Raw genomic sequence first — 24172 nt, forward strand, 5'->3', positions numbered from 1 at the left:
GGAAAAGCCTCACGTTTCACAGAATAGCCCCAAAGTTTGGGGCTATTTTTGTATGTTTTGTTGCGAATTTTCGCGTTTGGAAGACAAAAACGTCAATTTTGGCTGGCCAAAATATGGCAAAACGGCCCCTCTCGATCTGAGAGAAGCCGTTTCAGGAAGCATTTTTTAAATCTGGATCAGGCCGGGTCTGGCCGTTTGAAATCACCCGTCTGGTGATCCATCACCCACAGCTCGCCAGTCGAAATATCGAACCATGCGCCGTGCAGAGTGAGCTTGCCCTTCTTCTCCAGAATATCGACGCAAGGGAATGTGCGCAGATTGTTGATGGAGTAGCGGATCGAGATGCGTTCCAGCGCGGTCTGGCGCTCGCTCTGCGTCATGAGCTGATTGCCACTGATGGCTTCAGCTGCAGGCGCGATCAGGCTCATCCATTTGCCGATGAAGTCACCCGGCGAAAGCGGTGCGCTTTCGGTGTCGAGCGCAGCCTTGATGCCGCCGCAACGGCCATGGCCCATGACGACGATATTCTTCACCTTTAGGCTCTGAACCGCAAATTCCAGCGCTGCCGAAGCAGCATGGTATTCGCCATCGGGCTCGTAAGGCGGAATGAGATTGGCAACATTGCGCAGGACGAAGATTTCGCCGGGCGCCGTGTTGAAGATGGTTTCGGGAGCCGCACGGGAGTCACAGCAAGCGATAACCAGCGTTTCCGGTGATTGTCCCTTGTCGGCCAAATGGCGATATCGCGAAGTTTCGTGGGCAAAATGCTCGCGCATGAAGGTTCGATAACCGGCGAGAAGTGAGTCTGGAAGATCAACCATATTTTTCCAATATCCCTATCGAAAACCGAGATCAATCGAAATGCACTGAACGGACTGCGTCCAATTGGACGCATGATCCCTTTCGCTTTCATGCAAGCTTCTCAAGCCCATATCGCCATACGAAGACCGAAAGCGTCGCGTTCTTCATGGTCGGGATGCGGGTGCGCTTGACCGCGCGCGTGACGACCAGCCACGAGATACATGGCGCAGGCGTCAAGAAAGTCATCCTCCTTGGCACCGCGCGGGACGCGACCTTTCAAAAAATCCTCCGGCAATCCGCAGTGCTGCAACAAGGCCCGGCGCTCGGCCATTCCTTCAGGATTTACCCGGCTTTTGATCTTCTTCGGCAGGGACATGGCCTTCATGCCATTCAAAACCGCAAAAGCCAGTTCGGGATGCGATTCGATGATACGCTCGGCAAGCCGTAGATCGCAGCGCAACAATTCATCGATCTCGCAGATCTTCGGGAAAAGCCCGAAAGCCTGCCGGGAAACCTTGCGTGGCGGGTCGGTGCGTTCCAGCGACAAAGAACAGCTCTCGCGATAATCTTCGGCATAGACAGCAGCACGCGGCGGAATGGAAAAAACACTCGATTGCCTTCCGGCAAGATGTGCTCGTGCGGCCCGCTCCGCCGAACGCCCGCCCTTTTCCGGCAGGCCGATCGGCATATCGACCGCAATGATCGCTTTGTCCGGAAGCGACGCCACCAGGGCGGAGAAACTGCCGAACACTTCCGCTCGCAAACCGCCGCCATCCCCGATCACGGCGATCCAGCCGCGCGGGCAGCCGTCAACACCAGCAAGCACTGGAGCCACATGTGTCAAGCGCGGAACCCCTTGGTCGGATGCATCAGCCGCCGCGTCTGCACCATGGCCATCGGCGTGGCGAGGCTCGACGCATCGGCTTCCAGCATCAGCTCGTCCGCCCCGCGCTTTGCCGAACGCGCCATGATTTCGAACACTGCCGCAGTAGTGCTCTGCAACATCTTTTCCTCCGCCATGCCAGACAGGCGACGCGCCAGAAACACGGCAGAGGTCAGATCGCCGAGACCGTTGGTCGGCCCATCGACACGGCGATGTTCGGCCATCAGCGCCATGGTTGGCGTGAGCAGAATATTGCCGATGCTGCCCGTCATCAACGGAAAGGCCGAGGTGACCAGCATGGTTGCCGGACCGGCTTCCAAAGCGGCCTCCATCAAGGCAGTATTATCTTCCAGCGGAACGCCGGTCAGCCATGAAAGCTCGAAACGATTGGGTGTTGCGATATCGGCAAGCGGCAGAAGCTTGTCGCGAATGCCCATGGCGGTTGCTTCGGGCACATAAAGCCCCTTTTCATCGCCGATGACCGGATCGCACAGATAGACCGCCCCCGGATTTTTCACCTTCACGGCTTTGACCAGTTCGGCAACGGCTGCCGCCTGCTCGGGATGACCGAGATAGCCGGTCAGAACAGCGCCCACCTCGCCAAGCCACGGTGCACGCTGAAGATCCTGCATCAGGCGCGAAAACTCTTCCGCCGGTGGCACGATGCGTCCAGCCGGAGCGCCTGGAACCCCATGACCCGGATGCCAGGGCAGCACCACCGTCGGCACGGCCCATACGGGAAAACCCAGCGTTTCCAACGCGAAAACGGCGGCTCTATTGCCAACTGAACCGCGCACGACATGGCTTGAGATGACAATAACGGTTGTCGCATCCGAAGGCGCAGAAAGCGTCATTGAGTACCTAGCTTTGCATGAGATAGAGAATGAGCCAGACGATAATCGCCAGCGTGATGAGGAAGCCGAGCCCGCGCCCGATCCGCGTGGCCCAAAGCTCGATAGGATCATTTTCGGGGGCGTCAGTGGCAGCCAGATGATGCGCAGTGCGGGAAAATCCGCGCCGCACGATGCCTTCGGCACCGGTCTGCTCGCGTTCGAGTCTGTCGAGAATACGCCGGGCCTCTTCCTGACGCTCGCGTCCTGGCCCGCCGCCTTCCCCTATGCCCGCCTGCTGGCGCTCGCCCATGCTCTGCCTGCCCCTTGTAATGACCTAGTGCGGTGGATTTGAAGTTCCTGTCATTTGCATGGCATCATCGTCCAGGAACTTCAAATCCGTAAACCACACTAGTTTCCAACAGAAGAAACAGGCACAGCATCACGCTCAAGTCGCAGTTCTGCAAGCAGAATATTGCAGTCTCATGCGAGCTTCACGATGAGCTTTCCGAAATTACCTCCTTCCAGCAGGGAAATGAAAGCTTTCGGCGCATTCTCCAGCCCATCGACAATGTCTTCGCGATAACGCACCTGACCGTCGGCAATCCACTTCACCATGTCATGGTAAAAGGCTGGCCTCTGATCGGCAAAATCACGCTGGATAAAACCGCGAATGGTCAGGCTTTTCGACAGAATATCCCGCATCACCAGCGGCAGCCGGTCAGGTCCATCGAACGGGCCGCTCTGATTGTACTGCGCAATCAGACCACAGACCGGAACCCGCGCAAACTGGTTCAGCAGCGGAAACACCGCCTCGAAGACCTTGCCGCCGACATTTTCGAAATAAACGTCGATGCCCTTCGGGCAGGCCTCAGCCAGCTCCTGTGCGAAATTCTTGCTGTGGTGATCGATAGCCACATCGAAACCGAATTCATCGATCAACGCCTTGCATTTATCCGCTCCGCCCGCAATGCCGACAGCGCGTGCGCCCTTCATCCGGGCAATCTGCCCGACGGCAGAACCGACCGGACCGGTTGCGGCCGCAACCGCGACGGTCTCGCCCGGTTTCGGCTGGCCGATGGTAAGCAGGCCAGAATAGGCGGTAAAGCCCGGCATGCCAAGAACGCCAAGCGCAGCCGTCACAGGCGCTTCCTTCGGGTGGAGCTTGCGCAAGGTCGAGGCATCGGCAACCGCATAATCCTGCCAGCCGGAATGGGAAAGCACGAAATCACCCGGAGCAAAGCCTGCGCTCTTGCTTTCAACGACTTCGCCTACCGTGCCACCCTCCATCACATCGCCAATTGCCACCGGCGCGGCATAGGATTTGGCCGCGCTCATACGCCCACGCATATAAGGATCGAGCGACAGATAATGCAGTCTCAGGAGAACCTCACCGTCACCGGGGCTCGGGATCGCCGCTTCCTCCAGCCGGAAGTTTTCTGCGGTTGGCCGACCTTCCGGGCGCGATGCCAGCACGATACGGCGATTGATCTTTTCGCTCATGAACGGAACTCCTGACAGTAATGATCGGGCTTCGAGCTACATATTATTAGTTTAGGGCGATGATCGGAAAAGTTGAGCTTTTGCAATCAAAATCAAGCTATACATCCGTTGTGAACGCTTGGCTTGGAAAGCTGTTCCAAAGCTAGCGAATTTGCGCTGTGCATCACCCTCTTTGCAGCGGCCTTGCGCCTTAGAGCCTGAACCAAAAGTCGGCAGGCCGTGGCGAAAATGGTGATTTTCGAGTACCGGAGCGCAATGTACTTTTGAGCATGGTCCTGAAAAGTTGCAGACTTTTCGGATAAGACTATGCACCAGAGAAAGCTACATGAGCACCGGAACGCAGGAAATTGCCATTTGCAGACCGGCATGGCGATTTTTGGTTCAGGCTCTTAGGACAAACGACATGAATGAGGACAAGCTTTTTCTCTTGAAACCGGGGTTTGAAGATCCGGCTTATCCCGGCCAGCTTTTCTATTGCTGGCATTGCGCCCTCATTGAGGGTGTTCTGGCTTCTTTTCCGGCACTGGGAGACAGGCTGGATATAGAGCGCGTCGACTGGCAGCGCCCGCGCAAGGCCGTCATAGAGCTGGCAGGCGAAGACAACCAAAACCTGCCCTTGCTCATACTGAAGGATGGCGACCGGTCCCCGTTCGAGACCGGGAGGCACGAAGGGCGTTCGCTGATCGGCGACCCGCACAAGATACTGGCCGTCCTTGCAGAGCGGCACGGCTTTCCGCTGCCGCATCCCTGAAAACCTGCCCCTTCGACAAGCTCAGGATAAGGTTGGGCAATAGCGAATTGCCATCACCTCGTCCTTCGAGACGGCGCTTCGCGCCTCCTCAGGATGAGGTGCCAGACGTCGCGCCTGCTCATCGTCAGATTGACGGATATTTGCACCATCTTTCGCGCCAAACGACCGATGGTACAGAGCCTCCCTCCGCTCAAAACGCAAACAAAAACCCCGCCACAAGGGCGGGGTTTCGCTTGGGGGACAGTAAGGTTGCCTGTCACCTCATCCTGAGGAGGCGCGAAGCGCAGCCTCATCCTGAGTTCATCGAAGGATCGAAGGACGAGATGACAAGCGCAATGCTTACTTCATCGTCGGGATGACGAATTCCGCACCGTCTTTCACACCAGACGGCCAACGCGAGGTGACGGTCTTGGTCTTGGTGTAGAAGCGAAATGCATCCGGGCCATGCTGGTTGAGATCGCCGAAGCCGGAAGCCTTCCAGCCGCCGAAGGTGTAATAGGCGATCGGAACCGGGATCGGCACATTGATACCGACCATGCCGACCTGCACGCGGCTGGCGAAATCGCGGGCAGCATCACCATCACGGGTGAAGATCGCAACGCCGTTGCCATATTCATGATCGTTCGGCAGAGCCAGCGCTTCCTCGTAGTTCTTGGCGCGCACGACCGAGAGAACCGGACCGAAGATTTCTTCTTTGTAGATACGCATGTCCTTGGTCACGTTGTCGAACAGGCAACCACCCATGTAGAAGCCATCTTCATAGCCCTGCATCTTGAAGTTACGGCCATCGACGACCAGCTTCGCGCCTTCTTCAACACCAAGGTCCACATAACCGCGCACGCGGTCGAGCGCAGCCTTGGTGACCAGCGGGCCGTAATCGGCGGAATTGTCGGTGGAGGTGCCGATCTTCAGCGATTCAACACGGGGAATGAGCTTTTCCATCAGACGGTTGGCGGTGTCTTCACCGACCGGAACGGCAACCGAGATCGCCATGCAGCGTTCGCCAGCCGAACCGTAGCCAGCGCCGATCAGCGCATCGACGGTCTGGTCCATGTCGGCATCCGGCATGATGAGGAGATGGTTCTTCGCACCGCCGAAGCACTGCACGCGCTTGCCGTTCGAGCAGCCGCGGCCATAGATGTACTGGGCAATCGGCGTGGAGCCGACAAAGCCGATGGCCTGGACGTCCGGATCGTCGAGCAGCGCATCGACCGATTCCTTGTCGCCGTTGACGACGTTGAAAATGCCTGCCGGAAGACCGGCTTCCATGAACAGTTCGGCAAGGCGCATCGGTACGCCCGGATCACGTTCGGATGGTTTCAGGATGAAGGCATTTCCGCAAGCAATCGCCGGACCGGCCTTCCAGAGCGGGATCATGGCCGGAAAGTTGAATGGCGTGATGCCAGCAACAACGCCGAGCGGCTGGCGCATGGAGTAAGTGTCGATGCCCGTACCGGCATTGTCGGTGAACTCGCCCTTGAGCATGTGCGCCGCACCGAGGCAGACTTCCACCACTTCGAGGCCGCGCTGGATGTCGCCCTTGGCGTCGGCAATGGTCTTGCCATGTTCGCGGGCCAGCAATTCGGCCAGGCTGTCATATTCGGCTTCGACCAGTTCGACGAACTTGCGCAGGATGCGAACGCGACGCTGCGGGTTGGTCGCAGCCCAGGCTGGCTGCGCGGCCTTGGCGTTTTCGACAGCCGCGCGCACTTCTTCCTTGGTGGCGAGTGCTACCTTGCCCTGCACCGAGCCGTCGAGCGGCTGGAAGACGTCTGCCGTGCGACCGCTCTTGCCTGCCACATGCTTGCCGCCGATGAAATGTCCGATATTGCGCATCGAAGAACCTCCCTGATGATCGCTTTGAGGAGCCTGCAAAGCTCCCATCGTTGACATCATCTTGACTCTGCAAATTCATGATTGCAAGGCGATGAAAAGCGTATCCGTTGTGCAAATTTTATAGTAATCAGAATACATCCTTATGCAGAGAGCATCATGAACTGGGACGATATTCGCATATTCCTCGCTGTTGCGCGCTCTGGCCAGATTCTGGGTGCGGCCAAAAGGCTCGGCCTCAACCACACCACGGTTGCCCGACGGCTCACTGCGCTTGAAACGGCGCTGTCCACCACGCTCCTGACCCGCCGCACCAACGGTTCGACGCTGACACAGGCGGGCGAGGAGTTTCTGCTCGCCGCCGAACGCATGGAAGCCGAAATGCTTTCCGCCCGCTCGCATGTCGGCAATGCGGATATTGCCGTGTCGGGCACGGTGCGCATCGGCGCGCCGGACGGGTTCGGGGTCAACTTTCTGGCGCCCCGGTTGGCGCGGCTGACACAGAAATATCCGGACCTGACCATCCAGTTGGTGCCGGTGCCGCGCTCGTTCTCACTGTCGCGCCGTGAAGCCGATATCGCCATTACCGTCGAACGTCCGGAACAAGGCAGGCTGATCGCGCGCAGGCTCGTCGATTATACGCTCGGTCTCTATGCGCATCGCAGCTATCTGGAGGCGAACGGCACGCCGGAAAACACCGACGATCTCGCCCGGCACCGGCTCATCGGCTATGTGGAGGATCTCGTCATCAACCCGTCGCTGGCCTATGCGCCGGAAATCAGCCGTGACTGGAAACCGGCCTTCGAAGTGTCGAGCGCGCTTGGACAGGTTGAGGCCGTGCGCGCCGGTGCAGGCATCGGCATATTGCACGCCTTCATCGCCCGCGCCGATCCCGATCTCGTGCCCATTCTGCCGGATCGGGTGATCCGGCGCGCCTACTGGCTCGCTTATCATGAATCAGCACGTACCCTGCGAAGGGTGACGGCGGTTTCCGCATTGATTTCGGAACTCGTGGAAAGCGAAAAATCGCTCTTCAATTGAGCCGCATATAGGCGACCATGACGCCGACAATCATCGCAGCCGGAACGAACAAAGCGTCGAGGCCGATGAAATAGTGGCCAAGACCGCCGCCGACAGCGCCCAGCATCAGGGACAGCCAGACCGCCACATGCTGCAGCCAGCGCCATTTCGGCGTTTCACCGCGTAGCGAACAGGCAAGATCGGCGGCAGCGTTGAAAAGCGTACCGGTCACATAGGTCACGCCAAGACGCGCAGCCCCGATAGGCTGCACCGCTGCATTCTGCGCACCCATGGCTGCGGCAAGCAGCAGCACCGGCTGGACCAGCAATGCACCCTCGCGCCGCAGCACGCCGACCAGCAGCAGGATCGCCACCACGCTGGCCATCACATAAAGACTGCCCCATCGCCCGTAAGCGCGCACCGCAAGCGTGCCGAAGAAGGCGCCGGAAAAGAACAGCACGATCAGGATCGCGGGAAACCAGACCAGCACAGTGCCCTGCACGCCGGGCTGTCCCGCGAGTGCGACGCCAAGCTGCGTGGTGTTGCCGCTCATGAAGGATGCGAAGAAGCCGCCCAGTTGCAGGAAAGCAATCGCATCGACGAAACCAGCCGATGCAGTCAGAACCAGACCGAGCGAAAGTTTGGAATTCGGTGTCATGGGATTGAACTTCGGAATGAAGAAACCCGGCTTGCGGGAAGCCGGGCCTGTTCAGAAGAATATTTACAAGTCAGGCGCGTTTGACGATGCGCAGGATAATCAGGAGGATAGCCGCGCCGATAAAGGCGTTGATGATTGAGGCGACAATCCCTCCGCCAACGGAAAATCCGAGACGCGGCAGCAACCAGCCTGCAAAGAATGCGCCGATCACGCCGACGATGATATTGCCGATCAGGCCGAAACCACCACCCTGCACGACCTTGCCAGCCAGCCAGCCGGCGATCAGACCTACGAAAAGAAATACGAGAAGACTTCCAACATCCATGCGTTTTTCTCCCTCTCAAAACGCAACCGTTCGGTGCGCCTGAAGCGAGTTGACTATATGTTGGGCGGCGGCACAAGGGGGCGGAAGCTCCTCCCCCTGTTAAATCAGGCTACCAGATGCCTGAAAGCCGCGACGACTTCCTCGTAAACCTTGCGCTTGAAGGGAACGATCAGTTCCGGCAGCTTGACCATCGGCTTCCATTCCCAGCGGTCGAACTCGGCAGTGTGTCCGCCGGGCGGCGGGTTGATGGCGATTTCACTCTCGTCGCCTTCAAAACGATAGGCAAACCACTTCTGCGTCTGGCCGCGATACTTGCCCTTGAGCGCCTGGCCGACCAGATGCGGCGGCAGATCGTAATTGATCCAGTCCGACGCTTCTTCGAGCAGCGATACCGACTTCATGCCGGTTTCCTCGTAAAGTTCGCGGATAGCTGCCTCGAGCGGCTCCTCGCCCTTGTCGATCCCGCCCTGCGGCATCTGCCAGAGCTGGGTCGCGCCATCCATCTCATCGCCCGGAATGACGATACGACGGCCAGCCCAGACCAGACCGGCCTTGTTCAGCACCATGAGCCCGACACAGGGACGGTAAGGCAAGCTTTCGGGATCGACGGGACCTTTGTGCTTCGACATGACATTCTCCATGATATGCAAACTTATAGCATTTCCAGCAAAAGTGCGAAGCGGTTTTGTGCAGGATAATGCGTAAAAACAAAGAGATAGAGTATTTCCAACGATTCAGTTCAAACCGGAAATACTCTACTGCCGTTCGGGGTCGCGGACCAGCGCCGAGACCGGCACGATTTCAATGCCGCGCTTCTTGACCTCATTGGCCCATTCGGCAACTGCATCGACGGTCACCGCAAAGGCCGAGCCGGTGCCGATGGCGCTGCCATTGGCACGCGCAGTCCGCTCCAGTTCATCGAGACGATCAAGGATCGCGCCGCGCTCCTGCGCCGCATCGATCAGAATATCCGCCGCCGCGAAAGGCACCGCATCGCTTCCTGCAATCCGGTCAGCCTGACTGCGCGCCGAGGTGCCGTCATCGAGATAATACAGGCCGCGCTTTCCAATCTCGCCCAGCACCGGCGAAAAGGCTTCGGTCTCGGATGTAAAACGCGCGCCCATATAATTCATCACACCGGCATAATTGGTCATCCGCGACAGCGCCCACAGCAAGAAAGCCTGGTTCTTGCTGGCACCATCATCCACCGTCAGCGTATTGCGACCGGGATTAATGCGCGGATAGTCGAAAGGCTCCATCGGCAATTGCAGCACAAGTTCATGACCGTTTTGCCGGGCTGCCTGCATCCAGCGCTGCAAACTGTTGCCCTGCGGCGCAAATCCGAGCGTGACTTCCGGCGGAAGCTTGTCGACCGCCTCCATGCTGCCGGTCTGCGACAGCCCAAGACCGCCGATGACGATGGCAATCCGCGCGCCCCGCGCGCCGGACCATCCGGCTGCATAGGCATCCATGGGGCGCAGACCATCCGCCCCACGTACCGGCAGCGGGCCGGTGGGGCTTTGCTCGACCAACGCCTGTTCCGGCAGATGGGCGACACGCTTATCCTGTCCGGATTGATGCGTGTTCTGCACCACGACCACATTACCCTCCGCCATACCGGTGGCGGCACCTGGCATACCGGGCGGCATGTCCGGTGTGACCTTGATGATGGCAGGCCCCGGCTGACCACTTGCCCCGCGCAGCGCACTGCCGGGCGGCGGTGTATTGCCGGTTACGGGCTTGGCTTCAGTCTTGTTGGCGACTGGCACTTCGACTTGCGTCGTGTCCACGGCGGCAGTTTCGGTTTTGCGAAAAGCTGCCTGATTGCTCTGCCAGATGGCGAACACCGCGCCCCCGGCAAGGCAAAGCCCGCCTAAAATGACAAGGCCTGTCACGAACGAACGAAAAGCGCGGGAGCGTGAGCCCCCGCGCTTTTGCGGTTTCTTATCCAGTCCTAACGGGCTGTTCAGATCCAGCATGGAGCGATCAGTTCAACACACCCTTCTTCGGATCCGGCGGGAATGCGGCATTGGCCACCTCACCACGCAGGAGCTTGAAGGCTTCGTTGAGCTGGATGTCGTCCTTCGGATCAGCCGGGACATAAGCCGACGAACCAGAGCCATTGTCATCCTCGGCATTGCCCTTGATGTGGCCCTTGAGTTCGGATTCGCCGCGAACGACGTCCTCACCCTTCAGTTCCGGCGGCAAAGGCTGGTCGACCTTGATGTCGGGTGTGATGCCCTTGCCCTGGATCGACTTGCCCGACGGCGTATAATAAAGCGCCGTCGTCAGACGCAGAGAACCGTTTTCGCCAAGCGGGATGATGGTCTGCACCGAACCCTTGCCGAAGGACTGCGTGCCGAGCACCGTGGCGCGGCGATGATCCTGCAATGCACCGGCAACGATTTCCGACGCACTGGCCGAACCGCCATTGATCAGAACGATAACCGGCTTACCATCGGTCAGGTCGCCCTTGCGTGCATCGAAGCGGGTCACATCCTGCGGATCGCGGCCACGGGTCGAGACGACTTCCCCCTTGTCGAGGAAGGCATCAGAGACGGCGACGGCCTGATCGAGCAGACCACCCGGATTGAGGCGAAGATCCAGCACAAAGCCCTTGAGCTTTTCGGCCGGAATCTTGTCCTGAATATCCTTGATCGCCTTCTTGAGGTCTTCGGATGTCTGTTCGGTGAACGAGATGACGCGCAGATAGCCGATATCGTTCTCGACGCGATAGCGAACGGCCTTCACCTTGATGACAGCGCGTGCGATCTTCAGCGTGATCGGCTTGTCGACGCCCTGGCGCTGGATCGTCAGCTCGATCGATGAACCGATTTCACCGCGCATCTTGTCGACCGCATCGGTCAGCGAAAGACCGCGAACTTCCTGCCCGTCAATCTTGGTGATGAGATCGCCTGCCAGCACACCGGCCTTGGAAGCGGGCGTATCGTCAATCGGCGCGATGACCTTCACGAGATCGTTGTCCATCGTCACTTCGATGCCAAGACCGCCAAACTCACCCTTGGTCTGCACGCGCATGTCCTGCGCGGCTTCCGGGTTGAGATAGGAGGAATGGGGATCGAGCGAGGTCAACATGCCGTTGATCGCGCTTTCGGTCAGCTTCTTGTCGTCCGGCGGCGTCACATATTGCGCGCGCACCCGTTCGAAAATATCACCAAAAAGGGCCAGTTCCTTGTAGACATCGCTATCTTTCCCTGCCGCAAAAGCAGTGGAAGCCGGCGCGCCCTGGACCATCACCATGGCTGACGCCCCCAGAAGGGCCCCGGCGAACAGCAGCGATAGTTTACGTATCATTTTCACGTCCTTCCAGAAAGCCGTTCGGTCCACCAAGGGGCGGGATCGACGGGTTTTCCATCCTTTCGAAATTCAATGTAAAGCAATGGCGCACCATTGCCCACCTCTATCGGTGCAACACTTGCCAGAAGTTTTTCTCCCATCGCGCCGACCGGCTCTCCCGCAAGTACAAACTGGCCTTGCGATACGTCGATTCGACCCATGCCAGCCATGACGACATGATATCCATTGCCCGCGTCGAGTATCAAGAGCTGCCCGTAAGAACGGAATGTGCCTGCGTAAAGTATCACGCCATCGGAAGGTGACGTAATCGTGGCAGAAGGCAAGGTTTCAACGACCTGCCCCATCATGCTGCCGCCGACACCGTCCTTCTCGCCGAAGCGACGCATCGTCTTGCCAGCTGCAGGCAAAGCGAGCTTGCCTTGTAGCGAAGCAAAATCAATCTGGGCTCGCAGATGATTGTCGTTCGGCGTTGCTTCTCCGGCCTTTTCCCTTGCTGCGGCAAGGCGATCCGCCTCGGCCTTGCGAGCGGATTCGGCTGCATCGCGCACGCCCGCCATCTGCTTGTCGAGCCCGTCGATAAGGTCTTTCAGGCTGCCTGCCTTGGCCGCCAATTCTTCCGAACGCTGGCGCTGCGCATCGATTTCCTGTTCCGATTGCGACTGCAATTTCTTCTTCTCCTCAAGAAGAAGTGATTGCCGTTTCTGCTCTTCGGCCTGAACCGTGCGCGTCGCCTTCAGCTTTTCCTGCTCTTGCCGGATGGAGGCAGTGACCCGCTGCATATCCTTCAGGTCGCCCGTCAGCTCTTCCACCTGCTCACGCATTTCAGGCACGACAGCACCAAGAAGCACGGCGCTGCGCACTGAAGCCAGAGCATCGTCGGGCCGCACCAGAATGGCAGGCGGCGGGTTCAGCCCCATGCGCTGCAATGCGGCCAGCACCTCCGCCAGAACGCCGCGCCGTGCGCGCAGCGACGAGCGAATGCCATCTTCCTGCTCGCGCAGCGCGGTAAGCTTGTCGGCAATATCGGCAATATCCTGCTGCAGCTTCTTGTCGGTCTTGGCCGACTGGATCAGTGCTGCGGTAATGGTGGTCTGGTCCTTCTTGAGCCCGGCCACCTCGTCTTCAAGCTGTTTCAGCTTGTCGCCGGTGACGGTGAGTTCGCCGCTGAGCTTTTCATATTCGCTCGCCGCCTGATCACGCTGCTGCTGCAAGGCTTCCTGCGCAAGAACCGACGGCGCGCAGACGAACAAGCCAGCCAAAACGAGGCCAGCCTGCGTGAAAGCAAGCAATCGTGGTCTTTTGAAAAGGCGTTCAGGACTCATGCGTGTTCTATCAGGACGAAACAAGGCCAAATTCAGAGCCGAAACTAGACTGAACCCGTTAACGAACCATCAACCATAAATACCGCCGATAACGGATCGCTGGTTAAACCGGCCTTCGCACGATAAACCGGTCGTCATGAATGCAAAAGCACTGAAAACGATGACGGAGGATTGGCGCGAAGGGCGCGGCTATGTCCATACCTATATTTGCGAGCATATCGTGGCGGCAAAGCGTTCCGACCGCGCCTTCATCGTTGAAACTCTTGCTAAGGCCGGTCTGGAGATCACACGGCAAGCAGCAGATGGCCTTACCGTTCTCATTCCCGAAAGCGGTAAGAGTTTCACGCTGAGGGGCGCAGTCTACAACCAGCCCCCATATCAGGACCTGTGATACGGATGCCCGGCCAGAATGGTGGCGGCGCGATAAAGCTGCTCGGCAATCAGGATGCGGGCGATCTGGTGCGGCCACGTCAATTCGCCCAGCGCCAGAACGAGGTCGGCGCGTGTTCGCAATGCCGGATCGTGGCCGTCCGGCCCGCCAATGGCGACGATGAGCTGGCGCTTGCCGTCGTCCCGCATCCGCCCGATGCGATCCGCAAAAGCTTCCGATCCGAGCGCCTTGCCGCGCTCGTCGAGAAGGATCAAGGCAGCTCCATTATCGAGAGCTTCATGAATGCGCTGAGCTTCTTCGGCCTTGCGCAGCTCTGCCGTCTGGCCCCGGCTTTCGGGAATTTCGCTCACACCGGCGAATTCAAGCCCCAATGGCGGTCCAGCTTTCGAAAATCGGTCGAAATAACGCTCGACCAGCTCCCGTTCGGGGCCGGCTTTCATCCGGCCCACGGCAAAAACACTCACACGCATGACGCTCTCAATTCATCGAACTAAAGCGTTTCACGCTTTAATCTTCTTTTTTCGCGCATTATCCAACGCAAAACCGCTTCGCAGTTTTGGCTCGAAAATGCTCTAATGCACCAATCCCGGCGCACGTTCGGTGTCGAACGCGTCGAAACCCTCGTCGAGCCAGATCTTCTCGAGATTGTAGAAGTCACGGACTTCCGGTCGGAAGACATGGACGATGATGTCGCCGGTGTCGATGAGAACCCAGTCGCCACTCTCGAGACCTTCGACCCGTATATCCTTGCAGCCTGCTTCACGCAGGGCCTGCAGGAGATGGTCGGCAACCGCCGTCACATGACGATGCGAACGGCCCGACGCGACGATCATATAATCGCCGATCGTTGATCTTCCGCGAATGTCGATGGGGATGATGGATTCTGCCTTGGAGTTTTCGAGACTGGCCAAGGCCGCGTCGAAGGTCTGGGACACGAGATTGGACTCGTCCATCCTGACCGTTGAAGGCGCGTGATGAGCCTTCTTCTCAATTGCTGTTCTCAGTGTATTCCCTTTCTCAGCAGAACAACGCCGTGTGGCAGTTATAAGCACCACACTCCCTAAAATAGGCAGAGTCCCTGTTTTGTTTCAAGACTATCGGCTTTTCCAAACCGTTCACTTTTTCAGTTTATTCGCCCGTTTTGCATATATCTTGTCGAAATCGTCATGAAAGCATCAAGATCATGTACGGGACTTGCGGATCGCGCTGGATGAGAGCGACGAACGCGGTCCATGGATGAAGGTCCAGGCCGGAGGTGTGCGACGCGCCAGCATCGGCGCATATTGTTCATCGACGCGACTGTCGGAGAATGTCTGCGCCATGCGTGACGACAGATAGGCCAGCGTCGAACCCGGCCGGTCGATAACCGCAATCGGAAAATTCTGCGCAATCTCGCGCCAGCGCTGCCAGCGATGGAAGGAGGCGAGATTATCCGCCCCCATCACCCAGACAAAATGGACGCCGGGATTGGCATCGCGGATGAGCGCCAGTGTATCCGCCGTATAACGCACGTTGAAGGCTGCCTCGAGCGCCGTCACCTTGATGCGCGGATCGGATGCAATTTCCTCGCTCAGTTTCAATCGATCGGCAAGCGGCGCCAGTTCGCGACTGTCCTTCAGCGGATTGCCGGGCGTCACCATCCACCAGAGCTGGTCGAGCTTGAGCCGCCGGATTGCGATTTCCGCCACCAGCGCGTGCCCGCCATGCGGCGGGTTGAACGAGCCGCCGAACAGCCCGACCGCCATGCCCTTCTCGACATAAGGCATGCGCAGATAATGCGCATCGACACCAGGATATTGCGCCTTCAATGCGGAAAGCCCGAAGCCGAATTTCATTCGAACCTAACCACGGATCTGACCGTCACCGCGAACGCGATATTTGAACGAGGTCAGCTGCTCCACGCCGACCGGTCCACGCGCATGCATCTTGCCGGTGGCAATGCCGATTTCCGCGCCCATGCCGAACTCGCCGCCATCGGCAAATTGCGTCGAGGCATTGTGCAGGAGAATGGCGGAGTCGATCTCGTTGAAGAAGCGCGCAACCGCTGCCGCATCCTCAGCCACGACAGCTTCCGTATGGTGCGAGGAATAGCGGTTGATGTGCTCAATCGCGCCCGAAATACCGTCAACCAGCGCAACGGAAATGATCGCGTCGAGATATTCGGTCGACCAGTCCTCTTCAGTTGCAGCTTTTGCTGCCGGATAGAGCGCCAGCACGTCCGCACTCCCGCGAATTTCACAACCCTTGGCAGCCAAATCTTCAAGGATCGGCGCCAGATGCATCGCAGCTGCGGCACGATCGACCAGAAGCGTTTCCGCCGCACCGCAAATGCCGGTGCGCCGCATCTTGGCATCGACCGCAATCTTGCGGGCCATGTCGAGATCGGCGGACTTGTCGATATAAAGATGGCAAATGCCTTCCAGATGCGCGAAGACCGGCACCCGCGCTTCCGACTGAACGCGCGCAACAAGGCTTTTTCCACCACGCGGCACGATCACATCAATCGCACCGTCCAGACCTTTCAGCATTTCGCCAACAGCCGCACGGTCGGTCACTGGCACGATCTGGATCGCATCGGCTGGCAGGTTGGCAGCTTCAAGCCCCCTGACCAGTGCTTTATGAATGGCAGCCGACGAATGCGCCGAATCCGAACCGCCACGCAGGATAACGGCATTGCCTGCCTTGAGGCACAGCGCACCGGCATCGGCGGTTACATTGGGGCGGCTTTCATAAATGACGCCGATCACACCGAGCGGCGTGCGCACGCGCTCGATATGGAGCCCGTTCGGACGGTCCCATTCGGCAATCACTTCGCCCACCGGATCAGGCAGGGCTGCGATAGCGCGAATACCGTCAGCGATGGCACTGATCCGGCCGTCATCGAGCGTCAGCCGGTCAACGAAAGATGCTGCCATGCCGCTCTTTTCTGCATTGGCCAGATCAAGCCTGTTGGCTTCAAGAATATCGCCACGCGCTTCAAGCATCGCATCGGCGGCAGCAATCAACGCCTTGTTCTTCTGTTCAGTGGTGGCGATGGAAAGGGGTGCTGCGGCAGCGCGCGCCTTGCGACCCACTTCCGCCATGACTGCAGCAATATCGTTTGCCGTTTCTGCCTTGGTCAGCATCCCATCTCCCCTATGCGACTTCTGCATTGCTGGCAGCACGCACAACCAGATCGTTGCGATGGATCATCGCCGCGCGAGCATCATAGCCAAGAATTTCACTGATCTCATCGCTTTTATGCCCTGCGATCTTGCGCGCATCCTCGGCATCATAAGCGATCAGTCCGCGCGCGATTTCGCGTCCGTCCTCGTTGATCACCGCAACCGTATCGCCGCGCTCGAACTGGCCGTCGATTTCCCTGACGCCTGCGGGCAAAAGCGACTTGCCGGATTTCAGCGCCCTGGCCGCACCGGCATCCACCGTCAAACGGCCAGCCGGTTCAAGATTGCCGGAAATCCAGGTTTTCCAGGCATTGACCGGCGCACGCGCCGGTTCAAACAACGTTGCGCGCTCCCCGCGATCAATTGCCGAAAGCGGGCCGAAACGCGTGCCCGAGGTAATAATCATCGCGGTCCCTGCCGCATTGGCGATCTTGCCCGCGTCGAGCTTCGTCTTCATGCCGCCGCGCGACAGTTCCGACGCCGCCGCTCCCGCCATGGCCTCGATCTGCGGGGTGATGGTTTCGACCAGCGGCAGAAACTCGGCGTCCGGGTTCTTGTGTGGCGGGGCCGTATAAAGCCCGTCAATATCCGACAGCAGGACAAGCAGGTCCGCGCCCATCATGGTCGCTACACGTGCGGCCAGACGATCATTGTCACCATAACGAATTTCGGTGGTTGCCACCGTATCGTTCTCGTTGATGACCGGCACGGCCTTCAGCTTCAACAGCGTCTCGATGGTCGCGCGCGCGTTGAGATAGCGGCGGCGCTCCTCGGTGTCGGACAGCGTGACGAGAATCTGGCCTGAACGGATGGAATGACCGCCAAGTACATCGGCATAGGCCTTGGCGAGCGCAATCTGGCCTGCGGCGGCTGCGGCCTGACTTTCCTCAAGTTTCAGCGCCTTCTTCGGCAGCCCCAGAACGGTGCGTCCAAGTGCAATAGCACCGGAAGAAACCACCAGCACCTCGACGCCTGCATGATGCAGAGCGGCAATGTCCTGCCCGAGGCTTTCCAGCCAGTCCCGCTTGAGACCGGCTGCTCGATCCACAAGAAGGGCGGACCCGATTTTAACAACGATGCGGCGATAGTTTTTCAGTTGCTTCAGCATGCCTTCATTCCCCTCGCCGCATCCAAAGCGCATCCCGAAAAGTGTGAAACGGTTTTCGGACAAGATGCGCGCCCAAATAAAATCCGACGCTTATTCTTCGGCTTCCGCCGTACCGGCCTCTGCGGCGCGGCTCTGGTCGATGACGCTTGCGAGCTGGCGCAGAGCATCGTTCAGACCTTCATGGCTGACGGCTGAAAGCAGCAGCGGGTCGCGCCCACATGCCTTTTTCAGCGCCTTGACCTTGGCCTTGCGCGCTTCAGGATCAAGCGTATCAATCTGCGACAGCGCAACAATTTCCGGCTTGTCGGCAAGCCCGTGTTCATAGGCCTCAAGCTCACCACGAATGACCTGATAGGCCTTGGCGACATCTTCTTCCTGCGCCGAAACCAGATGCAGCAGAACGCGCGTGCGCTCGACATGGCCGAGGAAACGGTCGCCTAGACCGACGCCTTCACTCGCACCTTCGATCAAGCCCGGAATATCGGCGATGACGAATTCGCGGCCATCCACGCGGGCGACGCCCAGATTGGGATGCAGCGTGGTGAATGGATAGTCGGCAATCTTCGGCTTGGCAGCTGTCACACTTGCAAGGAAGGTGGATTTTCCGGCATTGGGCAGACCGACCAGACCAGCATCGGCGATCAGTTTCAGGCGCAGCCAGATGGTGCGCTCGATGCCTTCCTGTCCGGGATTGGCGCGGCGCGGCGCGCGATTGGTCGAGGTCGTGAAATGGAGATTGCCGAAGCCGCCATTGCCGCCCTTGGCCAGCCGGTAGCGCTGGCCGATTTCGGTGATGTCGCAGATCAGCGTTTCGTCGTCTTCCTCGAAGATCTGCGTGCCGACCGGCACCTTGAGAATAACGTCGTCGCCCTTGCCCCCGGTCATATTGCGGCCCATGCCATGCATGCCGGTCTTGGCCCGGAAATGCTGCTGATAGCGATAGTCGATCAGCGTGTTGAGGCCGTTTACAGCCTCCACCCAGACATCGCCGCCGCGTCCACCATCACCGCCATCGGGACCGCCGAATTCGAGAAATTTCTCGCGGCGGAACGAAACCGCCCCCGCACCGCCATTGCCGGAGCGGATGTAGATCTTTGCCTGATCGAGAAACTTCATCTGAACGTAACCTTCTTGGATGCCCGCACTCTGGCGGGCTTTTGGGCGGCAGACGCCCTGAATATTGTTACATGCGGGCCTGTGCCCGCATGTGGTGTGTTGCAATTACAGCAAAAGCGGCCTCCTGCAAACAGTCGAGGAGGCCAGATTTCATCCGAGTTTGTCTTTCCAGACCGGATCGGTGAAATCGATATAGATCAATTCCTGATCCAGATACTGGCCCTGCACGTAAAGTGACTTGGGTTCGACACCGAAAGTCTTGAAACCGAGCGCATAATAGACGCGCTTGGCGGCTTCATTCGTGGCCACCACCTTGGCATCCAGAACGACGACCTGCTTTGCGGCATGGTCGATGACCTTGCTGACGAGAGCCTTGCCCAAGTCCAGCCCGCGCGCTTCGGGGGCCACATAGACACCCCAGAGCGTGCCGCGATGGCGTTCGGACTTGCGGTCGTGGCGGAAAAGGCCAGCCGTTCCCAGCAGGTTTTCACCGTCGAAGGCACCGAAAACCACATTGCCGTCCACCTGCTCCAGACGGCGTGCGAACACGCTGTCCGAATAGGCATTCTCTTCTTCGAAACTCGAACCGAAGGCCATTGGCGCACGCTGCAAAGCGCTTAATCTTATGGCTCGATAGCGATGCAGATCGCCCTTTTCGAGCGCACGCACCACGATCTTCTCGCGTGCGATTGCATGAGTATCCATCATTTCATTCCCCGTTATTATTGGTCCTGCGGCCTATAAGGTTTGGCACGCAGTACCTTTTGTTTACGACTGCCAGCTTCTCAGCCCGATCCAGGTGCGACGATCAAGGACATAGCGCTCGACCGGCACATTGCCTGCGGCAAGCGAATCCGCCATGCCCATGCTGCTGAACTGGAACCCGCACTTGTGGATCACCCGGCGGGAGCCGCCATTGCTGGCCCGGCACGAGACATGCAGCCGCTCGATAGCAGTTGCACGGAAAGCCAGATCGATCAGGGCGTGAGCGGCTTCAGTGGCAAAGCCGTGCCCCCAATAGGGCTCACCCAGCCAGTAGCCGATTTCCAGCCCCTCGCCATGCTTATGCGCATGAATGCCGCAGCAGCCCATAAAGATGCCGGTTTCCGCTTGCGTGATGGCGTAGATGCAATTGCCCATCTCGCCTTTTCGCACGCGCTCGACAAAATCGACCGCATTTTCACGCGTGTATGGATGCGGCATGCGGGCAAGCATACCGGAGACGCGGGCGTTATTGGCAAGATAGGAAATCGCATCCACGTCTTCGACATGCGGCGGGCGCAGGACCAGCCTTTCAGTGACGAGGACAGGACAGTCTAGTTCATAAGCCAGATCGGGGCTCAGATCATCTGCCAGACTGGTCGCCAAGCCGACCGCCTGGCCGGGCGACAGATCCGTGTAACTGTCTCTTCTTTCGCTACTGCTTGCGTCGTAACAATCTTCTTCCAGAACTTCGACAACCATTTTTCGTTCCTCCAGAGCGTTTCATTTTACGCGCATCTTATCCGAAAACCGCTTCGCACTTTTCGGGATGCGCTCAAATGCAAAAAGGGAAGATGGTGACCCATCTTCCCTTCGATCTTTTGGCTAGGCTGCCATTTGCACCGGGTCCGATGGGACGCCGGTGCTTTAGAGAGTGCCCGGCTTACTCTGCTGCTTCCGCGATCGGGTCTACCGATACGTACGTGCGGCCGTTGGCTTTCGTACGGAAAGATACAGAACCGTTCGTGGTTGCAAAAATCGTGTGGTCCTTGCCCAGGCCAACATTGGCGCCCGGATGCCACTTCGTGCCGCGTTGGCGCACGATGATGTTGCCGGCGAGCACAGCTTCGCCGCCGAACTTCTTCACGCCAAGGCGTTTGGATTCTGAATCGCGACCGTTACGCGAGGAACCGCCAGCTTTTTTGTGTGCCATTGGTGTTCTCCTTTAATCTCTCTACTTACTCAGCCGACTCGGCCTTGGCTGCTGCCTTCTTAGGCGCTGCCTTCGGAGCCTTCTTCTCGGCGGCCTTCTTGGAAGGCTTTGCGCCGTCGGTGAGGATCTCCGAGATACGGATGGTCGTCAGTTCCTGACGATGACCGCGGGTGCGCTTCGAATTCTGACGACGACGCTTCTTGAACGCGATGACCTTGCGGGCACGGCCCTGTTCGACGACTTCGGCGGTGACAATAGCACCGGCGACGGTCGGGGCGCCAATGGTCGAGCCGACCATCAGAACTTCTGCGAATTCTACGATGTCACCGGCTTCGCCAGCAACTTTTTCGACCTTGATGAGGTCGTTTGCGGCAACGCGATACTGCTTGCCACCGGTCTTGATGACTGCGAACATTTGTTGTCCTTTCGGTTGTTCGGTCCGGCTCTCATTTCCACGACATTGGCGTCGAAGTGATGGGCCGTCTTTTTATCAGTCGGTTGATGAGCGGGCTTTTGGCCCCTGATCGCAGCCCGAAAAAGTCCGAAATCTGCAATCAAAACAATAGGCGCGGACTACCCCACGCCTAAGGTCTGGTGCTTATAGGTGTGAAGCGGCAGAAAAGTCAAGAATTTTCACAACGGAATGCAAATTAGGTCTTGTCTAATTGCCTCTGGCTCGTTAATGAGCCGCTACACACTTAGCATTCGCTTTAGATGCTTTTCAACGGCGCGATTTTTATAGATCGTTTTACCGTAGTGCACAATGCGGAGAGGTGGCTGAGTGGTCGAAAGTACCGCACTCGAAATGCGGCGTGGGGGTAACTCCACCGTGGGTTCGAATCCCACCCTCTCCGCCATATCACTTCAAGGTTGTGTGTCTTCCTGACAGGTATTCTCGGGCTTGCAGACCAGTCCAGCCTGCGCCAGCAGACCAGCCACGCCATCACGTGCGCCCAGCCCCTCGGGATCGCACAGATATTCCATGTGATCATTCAAATATCCGGCCATAGGCGTACGCCAGTCAGGCGAGGTTTCGATCATCTGTTCAGATGTATAAAGCAGATATTCGACATATGCCCCATAGGCCGTGAGCTGCGTCGTGCCTCTCAGCGCACAATAATCGGCCTGGGCCAGCTCGGGCTTTTGCACCGTCAGATTCAGAAACTCGCGATATATTTCGCGCGCTGTCTGGTCGCGCTGAATGAGATCGGCCTGACCGACCTGATAGGGAATGATAACCAGCGCCGAGAGCGCGGCAAAGGCTGTAGCAATCCCGCCCAGAGCGGTTAACGGTTCAGTATTACGCCGCAACCAGTTCCACATGTTCAGACCTTGGGTTGCTCATGGGTGGCACAATGGATACCACCGCCAACCTCACCCACTGGATCGATATTCAATGTAACAATCTCCCGACCGGGATACAGTTTTGCAAGAATAGCAGCAGCCCGTTCATCGGCTTTACGATCCCCGAACTCGGCAGCTATCACCGCGCCGTTACAAACGTAGTAATTGACATAGGAAGACACGAAATCGTGGCTTTTCGAGCGGATATTATAAGGCTCCGGCAGAATAACTATATCGAGTTTGCGACCCTCGGCATCAGTGGCTGCGGCCAGAATGTCGTGCGTTTCGAAGGCAGCAGCCGACCAGGGGTCGTCGGGATCGATCTTATCTCCCATCTGGATTACCAGCTGTCCCGGCTTAACAAAACGGGCAAGCGCATCGATATGATAATCGGTGATATCGGCACCAATGATTCCGGGCGCCCAGATCATCTTGCGGGCGCCCATCGTATCCAGCAGCATCTTCTCGATTTCCGCTTTGCTGCCCCGATTGCGATTGCCATTGACGAAGGTGCTTTCATGAGCGATCAGCGTGCCATGGCCGTCGGTTTCAACACCGCCGGCTTCCCCCACCAGCCCGGTGTCGAAAACCTGCAACCCCAGCCGTTCGGCTATCCGCGCGGCGATCTGACCGTCTGCCCCATGGGTCTGCTTGTTGCCCCAACCGTTGAAGTTGAACTGCGTGACGGCGAGACCACCCTTGCCATTCACGACAAAGGAGGGACCGGAATCACGGCACCACAAATCATCGGTCGGAATGTCCCATAATTCCACATTGCGCGACACCAGCTTGCGAACTGCGCGGTGGTGCTGTGCCGCCGCCAGCATCACGACCGGCTCGAATTCAGCAATGGTGTTGGCGATTTTCGCGATCGTTTTCTGAATGTCATCCAGAAAATCAGGATCGTCATAGACCGCCGGATTCACCGGCCATTGCATGAAAGTGCGTTCATGCGGTTCTGTTTCTTCCGGATACCAAAAACCGGCAGAACGAGCCGATTGACCTTCAGCCTGCCCTCTCTGTGACTGCGTAGACATAGCAACGGCAGCAGCGGCAGCACCCAACAAGGTTTGGCGACGGGTCATCATCGTATCACCATGAAAATAAAAAGGAAAAAATGTATTTTAGAGCATCTTTATATACGGTAGAGCGACCCGGTCTTGCTGTCAACAAAGGCCCGCTTCTCCGCGACACGTAAACCATGCTAGAAGCGTATCATGACTGTGTTATCCGCCGTTACTCCCGTCTATCATCCCCCGCTGGAACCCTACCTCTCGATCCTTCATCGCGATGCAGGCTTTCTCGTGCTGGATAAGCCAAGTGGCCTCTTATCCGTACCGGGGCGTCACCCCGCATTGTCGGACAGTCTCGCAACACGCGTTCAGGAACAGTTTCCGCAAGCCCAGATGATCAATCGTCTCGACAAGGACACGTCGGGCCTTGTGCTGATGTCGCTCAACCGCAAGGCACATGCTGCCATCGCCTCGCAGTTTGAAGCGCGGACGACGCAAAAATCCTACGTTGCAGTGGTCTGGGGGCTTGTTGAAGATGACGAAGGGCTGATCAACCTGCCTCTGGCCATAGACCCCGACAACAAACCGCGTCATCGTGTCGACCGTGAAAATGGCAAACCAGCACAAACCCGCTGGCGGGTTCTGGATCGAGACGAGAACACAACGCGTCTGCGGCTCCATCCCCTCACAGGGCGCACGCACCAGCTGCGTGTACATATGAAAGCGCTCGGCCACGTGATCCTTGGCGACGAATTCTATGCCGAAGGTGAAGCGCTGGCTGCTGCAGATCGCCTTCTGCTGCACGCGGAAGAATTGTCTTTCCAGCATCCCGATGGTCGTTCCGTGACCTTTACCGCGCCCTGCCCCTTCTGAGAGC

Annotated in this window: 28 protein-coding genes and 1 tRNA gene; 5 read left to right on the forward strand and 24 right to left on the reverse strand. The window is 58.2% G+C overall.

Translation table 11 applies throughout. The annotated features are described in order from the left end of the window. Positions 1 to 176 precede the first annotated feature (176 nt). From OHI65_RS20980 to OHI65_RS21000, 5 genes are all read right to left on the reverse strand, one after another. Entirely contained in the window at positions 177 to 821 is a 645-nt protein-coding gene (locus OHI65_RS20980; protein ID WP_012091238.1) for a carbonic anhydrase, read from the reverse strand. A 101-nt stretch (positions 822 to 922) separates the two neighbouring features. Further along, entirely contained in the window at positions 923 to 1645 is a 723-nt protein-coding gene (locus OHI65_RS20985) for a DUF429 domain-containing protein (RefSeq protein WP_235784256.1), read from the reverse strand. Continuing rightward, on the reverse strand, positions 1642 to 2538 hold the full coding sequence (pdxY, locus tag OHI65_RS20990; protein ID WP_125300871.1) for a pyridoxal kinase PdxY: 897 nt from the start codon (positions 2536 to 2538) through the stop codon (positions 1642 to 1644). Before pdxY ends, OHI65_RS20985 begins: the two co-directional genes overlap by 4 nt. Positions 2539 to 2545: 7 nt before the next feature. Beyond that, positions 2546 to 2827, reverse strand: a complete 282-nt coding sequence (locus OHI65_RS20995; protein WP_010661500.1) for a hypothetical protein — start codon at positions 2825 to 2827, stop codon at positions 2546 to 2548. A 170-nt stretch (positions 2828 to 2997) separates the two neighbouring features. Then, positions 2998 to 4017 (reverse strand): NADP-dependent oxidoreductase, encoded by a 1020-nt coding sequence (locus OHI65_RS21000; protein ID WP_264358784.1) that lies wholly within the window; start codon positions 4015 to 4017, stop codon positions 2998 to 3000. 403 nt (positions 4018 to 4420) lie between these two features. Here OHI65_RS21000 and OHI65_RS21005 point away from each other — a divergent pair, with 403 nt between their 5' ends. Further along, entirely contained in the window at positions 4421 to 4768 is a 348-nt protein-coding gene (locus OHI65_RS21005; RefSeq protein WP_125300869.1) for a DUF3088 domain-containing protein, read from the forward strand. A 339-nt stretch (positions 4769 to 5107) separates the two neighbouring features. Here the strand turns inward: OHI65_RS21005 and OHI65_RS21010 are convergent, their stop codons facing one another. Next, complete coding sequence (locus OHI65_RS21010) at positions 5108 to 6604, reverse strand: CoA-acylating methylmalonate-semialdehyde dehydrogenase (RefSeq protein WP_010661503.1); 1497 nt, start codon at positions 6602 to 6604, stop codon at positions 5108 to 5110. Positions 6605 to 6760: 156 nt separating this feature from the next. Between OHI65_RS21010 and OHI65_RS21015 the strand changes: the two genes are divergently transcribed. Then, the gene (locus OHI65_RS21015; RefSeq protein ID WP_125300868.1) at positions 6761 to 7642 is read left to right on the forward strand and encodes a LysR family transcriptional regulator; all 882 of its coding nucleotides are present in this window, start codon (positions 6761 to 6763) and stop codon (positions 7640 to 7642) included. On the opposite strand, the gene OHI65_RS21020 is transcribed toward OHI65_RS21015, so the two are convergent. The 6 genes from OHI65_RS21020 to OHI65_RS21045 form a co-directional block, all read right to left on the reverse strand. Continuing rightward, positions 7635 to 8279 (reverse strand): YoaK family protein, encoded by a 645-nt coding sequence (locus tag OHI65_RS21020; protein WP_061347939.1) that lies wholly within the window; start codon positions 8277 to 8279, stop codon positions 7635 to 7637. The two genes, OHI65_RS21015 and OHI65_RS21020, sit on opposite strands and share 8 nt — an antisense overlap. Before the next feature lie 70 nt (positions 8280 to 8349). Further along, positions 8350 to 8604: a GlsB/YeaQ/YmgE family stress response membrane protein gene (locus OHI65_RS21025; protein WP_010661506.1), complete on the reverse strand. Its 255-nt coding sequence runs from the start codon at positions 8602 to 8604 to the stop codon at positions 8350 to 8352. 104 nt (positions 8605 to 8708) lie between these two features. Beyond that, positions 8709 to 9233 (reverse strand): RNA pyrophosphohydrolase, encoded by a 525-nt coding sequence (locus OHI65_RS21030; RefSeq protein ID WP_012091231.1) that lies wholly within the window; start codon positions 9231 to 9233, stop codon positions 8709 to 8711. A 126-nt stretch (positions 9234 to 9359) separates the two neighbouring features. Further along, complete coding sequence (locus OHI65_RS21035; RefSeq protein ID WP_125300867.1) at positions 9360 to 10583, reverse strand: divergent polysaccharide deacetylase family protein; 1224 nt, start codon at positions 10581 to 10583, stop codon at positions 9360 to 9362. 7 nt (positions 10584 to 10590) lie between these two features. After that, a complete protein-coding gene (locus OHI65_RS21040; RefSeq protein WP_010661509.1) occupies positions 10591 to 11919 on the reverse strand; it encodes a S41 family peptidase in 1329 nt (442 codons plus the stop codon). Between the two features lie 2 nt (positions 11920 to 11921). Further along, on the reverse strand, positions 11922 to 13244 hold the full coding sequence (locus OHI65_RS21045) for a murein hydrolase activator EnvC family protein (RefSeq protein WP_012091229.1): 1323 nt from the start codon (positions 13242 to 13244) through the stop codon (positions 11922 to 11924). 136 nt (positions 13245 to 13380) lie between these two features. Between OHI65_RS21045 and OHI65_RS21050 the strand changes: the two genes are divergently transcribed. Continuing rightward, positions 13381 to 13635: a hypothetical protein gene (locus OHI65_RS21050; protein WP_010661511.1), complete on the forward strand. Its 255-nt coding sequence runs from the start codon at positions 13381 to 13383 to the stop codon at positions 13633 to 13635. Here the strand turns inward: OHI65_RS21050 and rlmH are convergent. From rlmH to rplU, 10 genes are all read right to left on the reverse strand, one after another. Beyond that, positions 13623 to 14105 carry a 23S rRNA (pseudouridine(1915)-N(3))-methyltransferase RlmH gene (gene rlmH / locus OHI65_RS21055; protein WP_012091227.1) on the reverse strand — a complete coding sequence of 161 codons (483 nt, stop codon included), beginning with the start codon at positions 14103 to 14105 and terminating at the stop codon, positions 13623 to 13625. The genes OHI65_RS21050 and rlmH overlap by 13 nt on opposite strands. A 102-nt stretch (positions 14106 to 14207) precedes the next feature. Further along, a complete protein-coding gene (rsfS, locus tag OHI65_RS21060; protein ID WP_010661513.1) occupies positions 14208 to 14588 on the reverse strand; it encodes a ribosome silencing factor in 381 nt (126 codons plus the stop codon). 228 nt (positions 14589 to 14816) lie between these two features. After that, on the reverse strand, positions 14817 to 15470 hold the full coding sequence (locus OHI65_RS21065) for a nicotinate-nucleotide adenylyltransferase (RefSeq protein WP_012091225.1): 654 nt from the start codon (positions 15468 to 15470) through the stop codon (positions 14817 to 14819). A gap of 6 nt (positions 15471 to 15476) precedes the next feature. After that, positions 15477 to 16760 (reverse strand): glutamate-5-semialdehyde dehydrogenase, encoded by a 1284-nt coding sequence (locus OHI65_RS21070; RefSeq protein WP_264358785.1) that lies wholly within the window; start codon positions 16758 to 16760, stop codon positions 15477 to 15479. 10 nt (positions 16761 to 16770) lie between these two features. Continuing rightward, complete coding sequence (proB, locus tag OHI65_RS21075) at positions 16771 to 17907, reverse strand: glutamate 5-kinase (protein WP_010661516.1); 1137 nt, start codon at positions 17905 to 17907, stop codon at positions 16771 to 16773. Positions 17908 to 17997: 90 nt separating this feature from the next. After that, a complete protein-coding gene (gene obgE, locus OHI65_RS21080; RefSeq protein WP_012091222.1) occupies positions 17998 to 19023 on the reverse strand; it encodes a GTPase ObgE in 1026 nt (341 codons plus the stop codon). Between the two features lie 150 nt (positions 19024 to 19173). Further along, on the reverse strand, positions 19174 to 19731 hold the full coding sequence (locus OHI65_RS21085; protein WP_012091221.1) for a GNAT family N-acetyltransferase: 558 nt from the start codon (positions 19729 to 19731) through the stop codon (positions 19174 to 19176). A gap of 60 nt (positions 19732 to 19791) precedes the next feature. Then, on the reverse strand, positions 19792 to 20487 hold the full coding sequence (locus OHI65_RS21090) for a GNAT family N-acetyltransferase (RefSeq protein ID WP_010661519.1): 696 nt from the start codon (positions 20485 to 20487) through the stop codon (positions 19792 to 19794). 181 nt (positions 20488 to 20668) lie between these two features. After that, positions 20669 to 20938 (reverse strand): 50S ribosomal protein L27, encoded by a 270-nt coding sequence (gene rpmA / locus OHI65_RS21095; RefSeq protein WP_010661520.1) that lies wholly within the window; start codon positions 20936 to 20938, stop codon positions 20669 to 20671. Between the two features lie 25 nt (positions 20939 to 20963). Continuing rightward, positions 20964 to 21353 carry a 50S ribosomal protein L21 gene (gene rplU, locus OHI65_RS21100; RefSeq protein WP_010661521.1) on the reverse strand — a complete coding sequence of 130 codons (390 nt, stop codon included), beginning with the start codon at positions 21351 to 21353 and terminating at the stop codon, positions 20964 to 20966. Positions 21354 to 21705: 352 nt separating this feature from the next. On the opposite strand from rplU, the gene OHI65_RS21105 reads away from it, so the two are divergent. Next, positions 21706 to 21795: transfer RNA gene (locus OHI65_RS21105), tRNA-Ser, on the forward strand. 7 nt (positions 21796 to 21802) lie between these two features. Here the strand turns inward: OHI65_RS21105 and OHI65_RS21110 are convergent. Both OHI65_RS21110 and OHI65_RS21115 read right to left on the reverse strand, forming a co-directional pair. Beyond that, positions 21803 to 22261, reverse strand: coding sequence for a hypothetical protein (locus tag OHI65_RS21110; RefSeq protein WP_125303253.1), 459 nt, complete (start codon positions 22259 to 22261; stop codon positions 21803 to 21805). A gap of 2 nt (positions 22262 to 22263) precedes the next feature. After that, on the reverse strand, positions 22264 to 23370 hold the full coding sequence (locus tag OHI65_RS21115) for an agmatine/peptidylarginine deiminase (protein ID WP_125303250.1): 1107 nt from the start codon (positions 23368 to 23370) through the stop codon (positions 22264 to 22266). Positions 23371 to 23499: 129 nt separating this feature from the next. Between OHI65_RS21115 and OHI65_RS21120 the strand changes: the two genes are divergently transcribed. Further along, complete coding sequence (locus OHI65_RS21120; RefSeq protein ID WP_125303247.1) at positions 23500 to 24168, forward strand: pseudouridine synthase; 669 nt, start codon at positions 23500 to 23502, stop codon at positions 24166 to 24168. Positions 24169 to 24172 lie beyond the last annotated feature (4 nt).

The organism is Brucella sp. MAB-22 (assembly GCF_025908475.1).
GTDB classification, from domain to species: domain Bacteria; phylum Pseudomonadota; class Alphaproteobacteria; order Rhizobiales; family Rhizobiaceae; genus Brucella; species Brucella anthropi.